Here is a 14,216-nt window from a genome sequence, read left to right on the forward strand (position 1 = left end):
GTACTTTTATTTTACAATTTGCGTACCCCGGCACGCGACCACGAAGGCCCCGGGAAATACCTTGCGCACCTCGGCCAGCTTCCGCTGTGCGGCTTCACGGGTGCCGTACTCGCCCACACCGTATTTATAGGGGAACCGCCCCTCGGCCGCATACTCCTTCACCTTGCCGCGGTAGGCACGGAACTGCGCCGAGGCGAGGGGTACGGGCGACGCCGAAGCCATCACCTGAATCGTATAGCGCAGGGGCTGTACGGCCGGTTTCTCCGGGGTTCTGACCGGAGCGGCCGTCGCGGTCTTTCCCTCCGCGGGCTGCGCCGCTGCGGTCTTTTCAGCGGACTTTGCCGCAGGCTTTTCAACGCTCTTTTCCGCGGCCTTTCCGGCAGACTTTTCCGCAGGCTGTTCCGCGGCCGGTTTCGCGGCAGCGGCCTGCTCCTCCTCGGCCATCCGGGTCCCGAGCACATAGACCGAATAGTTGCGGATCGCCTGGTAGAGCGACCGGGCGATCTCGTTCTGCCCCTTATCGGACTTCATGTAGGCCAGTTCCTGCTGGTTGGACATGAACCCGATCTCGGTCAGCACGCCCGGCATGTCCGTCGCATAGAGCACCCGCAGCAGCTGCGGCTTTATGCCGCGCGAATGGCGGCCCGCCTTGAGGTAGCTGTTCTGAATGCAGCGGGCGAAAGCCATGCTGTATTCGCCGTAGGTGAACTGGAGATTCTGAATGTAAGCCCGCACGATGGCCGCCGTCCGTTCGTCGGACATGTCGATCAGATCCTCGCGGTTGTTTTCGAACAGGGCGTTCTCGTTGTAGCGCTGCTCCTTCGAACTCTCGCCCATGATCAGCGTCTCGACGCCCCGCACGCCCGTCGCCCGGGGTGCGGCGTTGGCGTGGATCGAGATGAAGAGGTCGCCCCCGGCCTTGTTGGCAATGTCGGCCCGCGCCTGCAGGTCGGCCGCCAGGTCCGCCCCCAGAGTCCTGTCCGCCGTGCGGGTGTAGACCACCTTCACGCCCGGCATCCCCTCCTCGACGAGCTTTCCGAGTTTGAGCGCCACCTTCAGCGTGAGGTCCTTTTCATAGACCCCGCCGTAGTGCGCGCCGGGGAATTTTCCCCCGTGCCCGGCGTCGATGACCACGACTTCGACGCCGTGCGCAATATTCCCCGCAGACGCAACGTTCATAAGAACAGTTGCAGCCGCGAAGGCGAATAGCAGCAAAAGTCGTGTGCGCATATTTAATGGTACCAAGTGTGAGCTTTCTATAAATTTTTACCTATCTTTGTCGGGCCGAAAACGCGGCGGGAAGGGCACAGGACCTCGATCCGGGCGTTTTTGCCGACTTGTCGGCAAAGGTATGGAAAATTTTTGGGATTTTGGATAAAATTAGGGTAAAATATCTCTTGTCGGCGACGGTGATTCTGCTGTTTGCCCAGATCGTACTGGGCGGCGGAGCGCCCCGCACGGCCCGCAATCCCGCCCCCGGGGACACCGTCCCGGTTCCGTCCCGCGCCGACGCGATACGTCCCGACACGAGCGCACGTCCGCCTTTTGTCACCCCCTCGCGGCGCGAGGCCCGCAGGCAGGCGCGCGAAGAGGCCCGGCGGCGCGAAGCGTTCAACGCACTGCCGCAGGAGGAGAAGGATTCGCTCTTTTCGGCGCAGGTCGACTCGCTCGTGGCGCAGAAGGCCGATTCTCCGGGCGCGGCACGGCCCGACTCGCTCGCCGCCGACACGCTCCGCCGCGATTCGGTGAAGACGCCGCGGCCCGCAGGGGCGTTCCTCGACGACCCGATCACGGGCAAGAACACCGACTCGCTGGTCTACGACGTGCGCAACAAGCTGGTCTACATCTACAACAAGGGCGACGTCACCTACCAGAACAGCAACCTCAAGGCCGACTACATGCGCATCGACATGGATTCGAAGATGGTCTACGCCTACGGCAAGCCCGACACGCTCGACGGCAAGGATATTGTCACCAAACCCGAATTCACCGAAGGGTCGGCCACCTACCAGATGGACACGATCACCTACAACCTCGACTCGAAGAAGGCGAAAATCAAGGGCGTGGCCACGCAGCAGGGCGACGGCTGGCTGGTGGGCGGCAGCGTGAAGAAGATGCCCGACAACACGATCAACATCGAGCACGGCAAGTACACCACCTGCGACCATACGGACCACCCCCACTTCTACCTGGCGATGACCAAGGCGAAGGTCATACCCGGCAAGAAGGTGATCACCGGCCCGGCCTACCTGGTGATGGAGGACGTGCCGATCTACTTCCTCGGCATCCCCGAGGGCTTCTTCCCGATCAACATGGGCCCCAAGTCGGGCCTGCTGATGCCCACCTACGGCGAGGAGTACTCCAAAGGTTTCTTCCTGCGCGACCTGGGCTATTACTTCACCCTGGGCGAATACGCCGACCTGGCGGTGCGCGGCGGATTCTACACGCTGGGATCGTGGGAGGCTTCGGCCGCCTCGCGCTACATCAAGCGCTACAAGTACAGCGGCAGTTTCAACATGCAGTATTCGAATGTCAAGACGGGCGAAAAGGGCGAGGACGACTACATCAAGCAGAGCAACTTCCGCATCCAGTGGACCCACTCGCAGGACCCCAAGGCCAACCCGGGTTCGACCTTCTCGGCCTCGGTGAACTTCGCCACGAGCGGTTACAGCCGCTATTCAGCCACGAACCTCAACGACATCCTCTCGACGCAGACCAACTCGACGGTCTCCTACTCGAAGAACTGGGCCGGAACGCCCTTCTCGCTGTCGGCGAACATGGCCATCTCGCAGAACTCGCAGAACAAGACCATCTCCATCACGCTCCCCACGATGGTCTTCAACGTCTCGCGCTTCTACCCCTTCAAACGCAAGGAGAAGCAGGGCAAGGACCGCTGGTACGAGAAGATCTCGATGCAGTACACGGGTAAGATGACCAACTCGGTGACCACCACCGAATCGGAGGTCTTCTCCAAGGAGACGCTTGAAAACATGAAAAACGGCATCGAGCACTCGATTCCGATTTCGGCGTCGTTCAACCTGTTAAACTACATCAACCTCTCGCCGTCGGTCAACTACAACGAGAAGTGGTATTTCAAGAAGGTCGAGTTCGAGTGGAACCCCGTCACCAACCAGACCGACACGCTGCCGACGAACTACGGTTTCTACCGCCTCTACAACTACAACTTCAGCGTTTCGGCCTCCACGACGGTCTACGGCATGTACGACTTCACGAAGAAGAGCCGCGACCGCAAGATCCAGGCGATCCGCCACACGCTGACCCCCTCGATCGGCTTCTCCTACGCCCCGGACTTCAGCGACCCCAAATACGGCTATTACAAGACCCGCCAGACCGACTCCACGGGCCGCTTCACGACCTATTCGCCCTATGCCGTCAACGCCTACGGCGTCCCCTCGTCGGGCCGTTCGATGTCGATGAACTTCTCGCTGTCGCAGAACCTCGAAATGAAGGTCCTCTCGAAACGCGACACCTCGGGCGTGAAGAAGATCAAGCTGATCGACGAACTGCGCATCAGCGGTTCGTACAACTTCCTGGCCGACTCGATGGGACTTTCGAACATCCCGGTCTCGTTCCGTACGACGCTGTTCAACAATTTCGGCATCAACCTCTCGCTGACGCTCGACCCCTACCGCGTCTCGCCCGAGGGCAAGCGTTACAACAAGCTCTTCTTCCCGGGCCGCGTCGTCTCGACGGGCTGGTCGTTCGGCTATACGTTCAAATCGCGCAACGACCGGAGCGAAACGGCCATCAACGACATCACGTCGATACCTCCGGAGTACCAGAACCCGTTCTACGACCCTTACGGGCAGATGGACCCCGTGCTGCGAAGACAGTACATGGCGCAAAGCTACTACGACTTCTCGCTGCCGTGGAACTTCGGATTCAACTACGCGGTCAACTACTCGATCTCGTACACCAACAACGGCACGACGGGCTACCGGAAGAACGTCACCCAAACCATCGGCTTCAACGGTTCGCTGAACGTCACCCCCAAGACGGGCATCACCTTCCAGGGCGGCTACGACATCAAGGCCAACAAACTGACCACCTCGTCGGTCTCGATCACGCGCGACCTCCACTGCTGGCAGATGTCCTTTTCGTGGATTCCGTTCGGCTACCACCGTTCGTGGAGTTTCAACATCGGCGTCAAGGCCGCATCGCTCTCCGACCTGAAATACGACAAATCGCAGTCGATGTACGACAATATGTATTGACGCATACCCGCTTATACATACAGGACTTTCCATCTGTAACGGCAAAACGCCGAAACAGCTATTTCCGCGTCACCGGCGCCGGCGCGCGGTCGATGTAATTGGGATAGCGGAACTGCGGCATCCCGAGGGCCATCACCGCGCAGATGCGGCGGTCGCCCAGTCCCAGCATCGCGGCCAGCTTCGCCTTCCTGTCCTGCCGGACGGCCGTCAGCACGAACCCCATGTATATCTGGCTCACGCCCAGCGCCTCGGCCATCAGCGAAGCGTTTTCATACGCCAGGTTCCCGTCCTCCGCACCGAACCGGCTTTCCCTGGGCGCATGGATGAACAGCACCGCCGTCGCGCCCCGCAGCACGCGGTCGCGGCCCTCGGCATATTCGCGCCGCAGGCGTTTGAACACCGGCACATAGCGATAAACGCCCGGCACGAGGCGGCTCAGCCACGGCCGCACGAGCGGATGCAGCAGCCGCTTTTCGAGTGTGCCGAAAATCCCGAGCGTATATTCCGTGACAGCGCGCAGCTGCGCCGCGTCGGTCACCAGCGTATACCCCAGCTGGCGGGCATTGCTCGCCGTCGGGGCGCGGTCCGCCGCCGCAACGATGCGGTCCAGCAGCTCCTGCGACACGGGGCGCGCCGAAAGTGCGCGGTTCGACCGCCGCACGGCCAGCAGCAGTTCCACCTGCTCGGGCGTGGGCATCGCGCCGTAATCCACCGCATGCACCCGCTCGGCCGGAAACTCCGCATGGTTCACCGCCCCCGTGGGGCAGGCGGCCACGCAATGTCCGCAAAGGATGCAGTTTTCGGGTTTATGCAGCGTCACGTCGCCCCCGGCTTTTTCCTGCACGAAAATCTGCGAAGGGCACACCTTCACGCAGCGGCCGCAGCGGATGCAGCTCGCATCATTCACACCGATCGTATCCATAATTTTCGTATCTTTAATGTCGTAACGGCACCTCTATAAAATAGAACGCCCGCCATGCATCCGGTCATCATCCGCCCTTCCGGCGCACTGTCCGCCAGCGAATACCCCGAAGCGGGCGCTCCCCACGTCAAAATGCTCCTGCGCGGATAAAAAAATCCGGCGGCAAGGTTCTCCCCGCCGCCGGACCGTCAGTCATCAATGTTTCACGCCCCCCATTTCGGCAGGGTTGTGCCTGTATTTGAAAACCACGGCGAAAACCACGGCCACCACGAGCGCGTACCCTGCGAAGATGAACCAAGAATCGGGCCACCCGTATGCGTCCACGACGGCGCCCGCGGCATACGAGCCGAAGAAGGCGCCGAAACCGTTGGTCATAATCATAAAGACGCCCTGCGCCGAGGAGCGGATCTCGCGGCTGGTCTCCTTTTCGACGAAGAGCGAGCCGGAGATGTTGAAGAAGTCGAACGCCACGCCGTAGACGATCATCGAAAGCACGAGGAACGCCGCACCCGATCCCGGATCGCCGATGCCGAAGAACCCGAAGCGCAGCACCCAGGCCAGCATCGAAATCAGCATCACTTTCTTAATGCCGAAACGCCGGAGGAAGAAAGGAATCAGCAGAATGCAGAGCGTTTCGGACATCTGCGACAGCGAGAGCAGGATCACCGAGTGCTTCACGATGGCCGAATCGGCATACTGGGGCATCGAGCCGAAATTCTGAATGTAGCTGTCGCCGAAGGCGTTGGTGATCTGCAAAGCGGCGCCCAGCAGCATCGAGAAGACGAAGAAAATGGCCATCCGCTTCTCCTTGAAGAGCGCGAAGGCCCGCAAGCCCAGCGTATCGACCCACGACTGCTTCTGCGCGCTGCGCTCGACGGGACACCCCGGCAGCGAGAACGAGTAGGCCGCCAGTACGAACGACAGCAGGGCCGAAACGTAGAGCTGCCACTCGGTGAGCTTGATCTGCACGCCCCCGATGTGCGTCAGGTCAACGAACCACATGGCGGCGATGAATCCCACGGTTCCCCATACGCGGATGGGCGGGAAATGCTTCACGGTATCGAGCCGGGCCAGATCGAGGGCATTGTAGGCCACGGAGTTCGACAGGGCGATGGTCGGCATGTAGAACATCACGCTCAGCAGCATGCAGCTGTACAGCGGGGCGTAAGCCGTCTGCGAGGCCGCGGCGATGAGAAACGCGCCGCTGATGAAATGGCAGATGCCCAGCAGTTTCTGCGCCGGAATCCAGCGATCGGCGATAATCCCCATCACGGCGGGCATGAACAGCGAGGCGATTCCCATCGTCGCGAAGAAGCTGCCGATCTGCAATCCCGAGAAGTCGAGTCCGCCTCCCAGGTAGGCGCCCAGCGAGATAAGCCACGAACCCCAGATCGCATACTGAAGGAAGTTCATGGCGATAAGCCGAAATTTAATTCCCATAATTTTCTGATTTTGTGTAAATTTTAAGTTTCAAGCGGTTTTTTCTGCGTAGATTGAAACAAATGTATGAAATTTTTTCCGGATTTTTCTTTGCATTTGCAAAATAAAGTTCTACTTTTGCATCACCAAAATCTATTGAGCTATGGTGTAACGGTAACACAACAGATTCTGGTCCTGTTATTCCAGGTTCGAATCCTGGTAGCTCAACGAAGCCCTGCATTCCCCGAATGCGGGGCTTTTCCGTCTCTTGCCGGCGCGCTTCTCCCCGTTCCGAACGGGCCGCAGAATCCGCGGTTCCCCTCCGGACATTCCTTTCAAACGAAAAGCCACGCCGAACGGCCCTCTCCCCAAATCGAAACACGAAAAGCAGCAAAAATGTTAAAAAACGATTATTTTTTATGCATCCTATTTGCCCGATAACAATATTTTGGTTACATTTGCTTTCGGAAATGAATCTTTTCGAAACTCATTTCCGATAAAAAAACGATCAAAATTAGAGCCGTGAATTTACTTTACCGCCGATTGTTCGATCACCACCGTCCGGTTACGGCACGAGCCTGCTCGCGCCGCAGGGGACTTGTAAATTTCCCCCCCCCCTCGCCGCGCCGAATACCCGGAGTTAAGTAAACCGTCACCGCCCGCGATTGACGCGTGCATATTGCCGTATATGGCAATATGCACGCGTTTTTCATTGTGTCCGACCGGCAGCCGACAACTTTTCACCCAACCATAAAACACGAAACTATGACCCTAAATCTACGAGAATCCCTGAACTTCATCCTGAAGCCGGCGCTGTTGCTGGCGGGGTGTCTCTGCATGGCGTGCAGCAGCGGAGACAAACATGTCGACGATCCCGACGGACCCGACAATCCGGGCGGCGGCGATGAATACGAGGACATACAGGTAGTGAACGGCAAAGTCCGTTTCTATCTCCGCGAGGCGGAAAATTCCGTCCGCAAGGCCATGGGAACCGGCGAACGGGCATGGAGCAAATCGCTCGTCTCGGTCAACGGAAAATCCTATGCCGTCGAAAGCGATGAAAACGGCCGCTACTACGTCGAGGCGAGCGCTTCGAGCTCCGGGACCTACAACGCCATCCTGACCAATTCAGGCTCCTCCGGCTGGTACGGCTCTTCGGCCTATGCCGACGTGAAACTGCCCTACTCGCAGTTCTGGGCCGCCACGGCGGCATCGCTGCAATCGTATCCCATGTACGGCTCCTACACCAAGGAGAACGGCAACAAGCTGGTGTTCGACGACGCCTTCGCCGTGCTGGACCTGGCCCTGACCGGGTCGGCCAAAATCGCCTCGGTGAAGGTCGAGAACCTCGCAGAAAGCCCCCTGGCAGGCTATGCGAATTTCCTGCCCTCGCGCGGCTACCTCTCAATCACCGGCGGTGTCGGTTTCGCCGTGCTGAACTGCACCGACAACGGCAAATGCGTCTCGCTGGAGAGCGGCACGCCGAAACATTTCTACGTGATGCTGGCTCCGGGCGACTATCCGTCGGGCCTGAAAATCACCATTTCCGATTCGGAGCACCGCGCCATGGAGCACACGCTGACGACTGCGCAGCTGACGGCGGGGAAGGCCACGTCCGTAACGCTGAAATACGCCCCCGACTCCGACCTGGTGTTTTACGAGAGTTTCGACAATTTCGTCTGGGGCGGCAACATCATGGGCGGCCAGGAGTCGACGGGATACGCTCCGACGGCCGAAGCCGTCACCCCCGGTACGGGAACCGGACGCGACGGCTATGCGGACTCCTTCGAGAAGGTCGCCTACAACAACCCCGGCTCGGCGTTCATCCAGTCGAACACGTGGGACGAGATCAGCGGCAAAACGGTCGGCACGTCCCACCTGATGTCCGATTCGTACGTCGCGAGCCGCAATATCGCCGACTATACCTATATGTTCCGCTGCCAGGAATACCAGGGCTATCTGGCTTGCGGCACAGGTAACACGGGGCGGGGCATTTTCCAGACCGCAGCCCTGAAATCCATCGACGGCATACGTTCCGTGAAGGTTTCGTTCGATTTCTGCTACCAGTACGGATCGACGGATCTCCTGCTGTTCCAGGTGGTGAACGGCGGCATGATCGCGTCGGCCTCCGTCGACGGCAAGAGCATCGCCCTGACGGCCGACAATTCGGGCTACACGAGCGCCTCGGGGAGATACATCGTCGAAAAGAGCCACGTAACGCTCCCGTCGAGCGAAGCGGCCGTCAAGAAGTGGCACAACGTGGAGGTCGTCGTAAACAACGCGACCGACGGCACGATGCTCTACTGGGCCGGCAACGACGTGAGCAGCGGCGTGCACGGCTTCTACGTGGACAATATCGAGGTCCGCGCGCTCGGCGAGATGGGCCGCGGCTCCGACAACCTGCGCGTGCTCTACTGGAACATCCAGAACGGCATGTGGTCCGACCAGGCGAACAATTACAACAACTTCGTCGCGTGGGTGAAGAAATACGATCCCGACATCTGCGTATGGTGCGAATCGGCCACCATCTACAAGGACAATACGAATTCGGCGCAAGCCTCCTCCGCCCGGTTCCTGCCCGACGGCTGGGCGGCACTGGCGGCCCGTTACGGCCACGCCTACACGGCCGTCGGCGGCTGGCGCGACAACTATCCGCAGACCATCACGTCGAAATATCCGATCGAGACGCTGCTGAAAATAACCGATTCGGACCAGGCGGGCAAGCCCGTGTCCCACGGCGCCGCCATTCAGCGGGTTACCGTGAAGGGCCGGACGATAAACATCGTGACGCTCCACACGTGGCCGCAGGCCTATGGATTCGGAGTCGGCTCGGCCGATCAGGCGGCGAGCGCCGCCAACAAGGAGGGCGACAAGTACCGCGAATTCGAGATCAAGTACATCTGCGCGCAGACCGTCAACAATCCCGCGTACGCTTCCTGTCAGGATTGGCTGATGATGGGCGACTTCAACTCGCGGTCGCGCGCCGACAACTGGTACTACGGCTATCCCGAGAACGACACCCGGCTGCTGGTCCACAACCACATTCTGGACCATACCGACCTCAAGGACATCATCGCCGAGCGCTACCCGGGAAGCTTCATATCGTCGACTTACGGCAACGCCCGTATCGACTACATGTATGCGTCGCCCTCGATGTACGCCCGCATAGTGAACGCACTGACCGTCATGGACAAGTGGACCACGGCGACCCAAAGCCCCTACGTGTCCAACTTCTACGACCCGTCGGACCATCGCCCGATCCTGGCGGACTTCGAGCTGAAACAGTAGACCTCCCGTCGATCAACCGACCCCAATAAATAAAACCCAATCTTAACCTTTTTACCAATTATGAGAAAAACATTCCTGACGAAGGGTTTCGTCCGTTTTTCACGCGGATTGGCCGGAGCCGCATTAATCGCGGCGACAATCGGCATCACGTCGTGTGAAACGCATTCGAACTCCGATCGTAACGAATCGATCAAGGTCTACGCGGACCCGATCGCAAAAGAGCCTATCGACGCCGGCATCGTCGGCGTGAAAGGCGGTCTCGCCAAACTCTACGTGGACGCCAATATCGACTTTGTCGCGACGTGGGAAGACGACGCAGCGACGCCGTGGGCCAAGGTGGTGGATTACTCTTCGACAGATCCCCAGACGGGGCTTCGCGTGATAACCCTGAAGGCCAACCGGCGCAGCACGACGTCGAGCTACTACACGCGGCGCACGGGCATGCTGATTCTGGCAGCCTCCGACGGCGAACTGAACTACAACCGGATAATCCCCATCCACCAAGGCTCCACGGCCCGCGTGAGCAATGATTTCGCGACCCTGAAGTACGGCAAGACCGACCCGCGCTTCACCGACGGCGAAACCCCGATCGACAACTGGACCACGGCCCAGAAAAACCTCGGGTTCACGTCCACGACGATCGAAGGGGAGGAGGTCGCCCACTGCTACGGCAAGAACGGCTACCTGAAACTGGGCGACGACAAGGGCCACGGAGCCGACCTGATTTCGCCCTACACCAACACGCTCCGCAGCGACTCGCTGCTGATGGTTTCGTTCCGCGCCGTGGCCTTCACCGATTACATGACCGGCGCCCGGGACGACAACAAGATCACGGTCGAGGTGCTCGGCGGGGGCGTCATCCGTGATTTCGCCCAATCCGAAAAGACCACGATCGACCTCGAAGCCGGCTATTACGACATTTCGAGCGAGGAGTTCCCCGAAGACATGTGGGAGGGTCACGATTTCCTCGTCTTCGTCGCCGGCACGAAAGCCAACCCGATTACGGCCAACACGCGGGTCCGCATCATCTGCGGCTCCCTCACGCAGAACTCCGCCGTCAACAACCGCATTTACCTCGACAATTTCTACATCCGCCGTCTGCAGAAGGTCGAAGAGGACTACTTTGCCGAAAACAACGGCAGCGGTAAGGACATCATCCTGGGAGCGCCTTTCGACGAGGAGGAACAAGAGTAAAAAAGAGGAACAAGTCGTTTCAACAAAAAAAAGCCTAAAATGAATAAAATTCTTCACTCAATAAGAGCATCCGTCCGAGTGATGTCGCTGGTGGCGGTACTGATACTGCTCGCGGCGCACACGGCGCCGGCAACGGCTCAACAAAAGGCCCAGACTGTCAGCGGAACCGTCCTCGACCCGGACGGCAACCCGCTGATCGGCGCCACGGTCGTGGTCGTCAAAGGCACGCAGGGCGCAGTCACCGATGTCAAAGGCAAATTCACCATCAAGGCCAAGCCTTCGGACAGCCTCCAGATTTCGTACCTGGGTTACAAGACCGAGACCCTGAACGTGGGTTCGCGGACGAACTTCACCGTCAGGATGGAGAAGGACTCCTCCACCGACATCGACGAAATCGTGGTCATCGGTTACGGCCAGGTCGCCAAAAAGGACCTGACCGGTTCGGTCGCGACGGTCAAGATGAACGACATCAAGGACGTACCGGTTCTTTCGGTCGACAACGCCCTTCAGGGACGTATCGCCGGAGCCGACTTCATGTCGACCACCGGTGAGCCGGGCGCCACGACCACCATCCGCATCCGCGGCACGCGCTCGATCAACGCGTCGAACGAGCCGCTGATCGTCGTCGACGGCGTGATGGACGCCATCCACGACCTGAACGACATCAACTCCGACGACATCGCAGGCATATCCGTCCTCAAGGACGCCTCCTCGACGGCGATCTACGGTTCGCGCGGCGCAAACGGCGTCATCCTCATCACCACCAAGCGGGGTCTCGGCTCCAAGGGCAAGGTCAACATCACCTTCAAGACCGACATGGGCTTCTCCCAACTGCCCCGTCAGCTCGACATTATGAACGCGTCGGAATTCGCGCAGTACCGCAACGACTACGCCTATTTCGGCAGCGACGCCAACCACCCCGACGTAGGCAAGGACACGCCCCTCTCCGGTTCGGTCTATTCCGACCCGCTCTCGCTGGGCGAAGGGACGAACTGGATCAACGAGATCACCCGCACGGCCCTCTATTCCAACTACGCCCTCTCGCTGTCGGGAACCAGCGACAAATCGTCGTATTACGCTTCGTTCTCCTACAACGACACCGAAGGTATCATCCAGGACAGCGGCCAGCAGCGTTTCACGGGACGTATCAACCTCGAACGCCAGTTGTTCAAATGGATGAAAGTCGGCTATACGGGTTCGTACACCTGGCGTCACAACGACCAGAACAAATCCTCCATCGGCGGAACGGCCTGGTACAGCAGCGCCCAGTATCTGTCACCGCTGCTCAAGCCGAACGACACGTATAACCCGCTGTATTACAACGGGCAGAAGATCAACACGCAGCGTGCGCTGATCGACCTGAACACCTATTACCTCGAACGCCACTCGAACAACCACGCCTTCACGCTGAAACTGGAGCCGGTGAAGAACTTCACGATCAACAGCACCTTCTCCTACTATCTCTACCAGCGGCATACCTACCGTTACTATCCGGGAACCCTTCCCCTGAAAGGCGAGAACGAAGGCGGCGAGGCCTACCGCGCCGAGTGGGACGAGCACTCGTTCTCGTGGGAGACCACGGCCGGCTACAAGTTCGAGAAGAACGGCCATTCGTTCGACGTTCTCGGCGGTTTCTCGGCTTACAGTTTCGCCTCGCACGATTTCAACCTGAGCGGCAAAGGCTACATGGACGACGCCATCCTGTGGAACAACATGAACGCCGTGCAGGACAAAGAGACCTATTCGGCGGGCACTTCCTACTCGAAGAAAACCAAAACATCGGTCTACGCGCGTCTGAACTACAACTGGAAGTCGCGCTATTACCTGACCGTGACGGGACGTTACGACGGAGCCTCGAACTTCGCGGCCAACAACAAGTGGGCGTTCTTCCCGTCGGCCGCCCTCAAGTGGAACATTTCGAACGAGAATTTCCTGAAGGACTGCAACTGGATCGACGACCTGTCGCTGCGCCTGAGCGCCGGTCTGACGGGTAACGACGCGATCAGCACCTACCGTTCGCTCGCCACCCTCTCCTCGACGACGGGCGGCTATCTGTTCGACGGATCGCAGCCCGTGGCGTTCTACCGCAGCCGCCTGGACTCCCCGGACCTCACGTGGGAGAAGACCACGGCCTACAACGTGGCGATCGACTGGTCGATGTTCAAAGGCCGCCTGAACATCACGGCCGAAGCCTACAAATCCAAAACGACCGACCTGCTGATGTCGCTGGCCGTTGCGGCCCAAACCGGTTACACGTCACGCTGGACCAACATCGGCTCGACCTCGAACAAGGGTATCGAGCTGTCGGTCGAGAGCCACAACATCGTCCGCCCGAAGTTCCACTGGTCGACGACGCTCACCCTGTCGCACAACGAACAGAAGGTCGACGACATCGGTTCCGAGGACTTCATTTCGGCCTACAACTCGCCGGGCAACAACCCCTACATGATGTACGGCTACGTCAAGGGCTACCCGCTCAACTCGCTCTGGGGATTCAAATACGGCGGCACGTGGAAGAGCGCCGAGGAACGCGAGGAAAACGCGGTGACGAAAACCTACGTCAGCCCGGCCAACACCGACGGAGGCCCGCGCTACTACGACACCAACCACGACGGCGTGCTCTCGCGCGAAGACCTGATCTACCAGGGCAACGCCGACCCGTATCTGTACGGAGGTTTGCAGAACACGTTCTACATCCACGGTTTCAAGCTGGGCGTCTACTTCGCCTACTCGCTCGGCGGCAAGATCTACAACTATTCGGAGATCTACATGGCCGGTTCGCAGTTCGCTAACCAGTACCGCTACATGCTGAACGCCTGGCATCCCGTCCGGAACCCGAATTCCGACATTCCGCGGGCCGGAGCGAAAAGCGACGCCGCGCTTCCGAGCGACTTTATGATCCACGACGCTTCGTACCTCCGGCTGAAGAACATCACGCTGTCGTACACGTTCGACCTCAAGAAAAAATGCTCGTGGATGAAAGACCTCACCCTGAGCGTATCGGGCGAAAACCTCTTTCTGTGGAAAAAGTACAACGGATTCGACCCCGACGTTTCCAGCGAGGGAACCTCGTCGACGCTGCGCCGTATGGACCTGGGCGCCTATCCCAAGCCCCGCACCATCATATTCAGCCTTCAGTTGAGATACTAACCTAACAG

At 59.4% G+C, this 14,216-nt stretch carries 7 protein-coding genes and 1 tRNA gene; 5 read left to right on the forward strand and 3 right to left on the reverse strand.

The window, feature by feature from the left end; genetic code table 11:
- Positions 1-6: 6 nt before the first annotated feature.
- Positions 7-1,230: an N-acetylmuramoyl-L-alanine amidase gene (locus tag DWW03_RS00215; RefSeq protein WP_022061495.1), complete on the reverse strand. Its 1,224-nt coding sequence runs from the start codon at positions 1,228-1,230 to the stop codon at positions 7-9.
- Positions 1,231-1,370: 140 nt separating this feature from the next.
- On the opposite strand from DWW03_RS00215, the gene DWW03_RS00220 reads away from it, so the two are divergent.
- Positions 1,371-4,235, forward strand: a complete 2,865-nt coding sequence (locus DWW03_RS00220) for a putative LPS assembly protein LptD (RefSeq protein WP_118406068.1) — start codon at positions 1,371-1,373, stop codon at positions 4,233-4,235.
- A gap of 58 nt (positions 4,236-4,293) precedes the next feature.
- On the opposite strand, the gene DWW03_RS00225 is transcribed toward DWW03_RS00220, so the two are convergent.
- Positions 4,294-5,157 carry a nitroreductase family protein gene (locus tag DWW03_RS00225; RefSeq protein WP_022061493.1) on the reverse strand — a complete coding sequence of 288 codons (864 nt, stop codon included), beginning with the start codon at positions 5,155-5,157 and terminating at the stop codon, positions 4,294-4,296.
- Positions 5,158-5,352: 195 nt separating this feature from the next.
- On the reverse strand, positions 5,353-6,597 hold the full coding sequence (locus DWW03_RS00230; protein ID WP_022061491.1) for a nucleoside permease: 1,245 nt from the start codon (positions 6,595-6,597) through the stop codon (positions 5,353-5,355).
- Positions 6,598-6,733: 136 nt separating this feature from the next.
- On the opposite strand from DWW03_RS00230, the gene DWW03_RS00235 reads away from it, so the two are divergent.
- The 4 genes from DWW03_RS00235 (at position 6,734) to DWW03_RS00250 (ending at position 14,208) form a co-directional block, all read left to right on the forward strand.
- Positions 6,734-6,804, forward strand: a tRNA-Gln gene (locus DWW03_RS00235).
- Positions 6,805-7,341: 537 nt separating this feature from the next.
- Positions 7,342-9,864, forward strand: coding sequence for an endonuclease/exonuclease/phosphatase (locus tag DWW03_RS00240; RefSeq protein WP_022062056.1), 2,523 nt, complete (start codon positions 7,342-7,344; stop codon positions 9,862-9,864).
- A gap of 60 nt (positions 9,865-9,924) precedes the next feature.
- On the forward strand, positions 9,925-11,058 hold the full coding sequence (locus tag DWW03_RS00245; RefSeq protein ID WP_022062055.1) for a hypothetical protein: 1,134 nt from the start codon (positions 9,925-9,927) through the stop codon (positions 11,056-11,058).
- An 81-nt stretch (positions 11,059-11,139) separates the two neighbouring features.
- The gene (locus DWW03_RS00250) at positions 11,140-14,208 is read left to right on the forward strand and encodes a SusC/RagA family TonB-linked outer membrane protein (protein WP_015547618.1); all 3,069 of its coding nucleotides are present in this window, start codon (positions 11,140-11,142) and stop codon (positions 14,206-14,208) included.
- Positions 14,209-14,216: the final 8 nt, after the last annotated feature.

This window comes from Alistipes sp. AF14-19 (assembly GCF_003461645.1).
Taxonomy (GTDB): Bacteria; Bacteroidota; Bacteroidia; order Bacteroidales; family Rikenellaceae; genus Alistipes; species Alistipes shahii.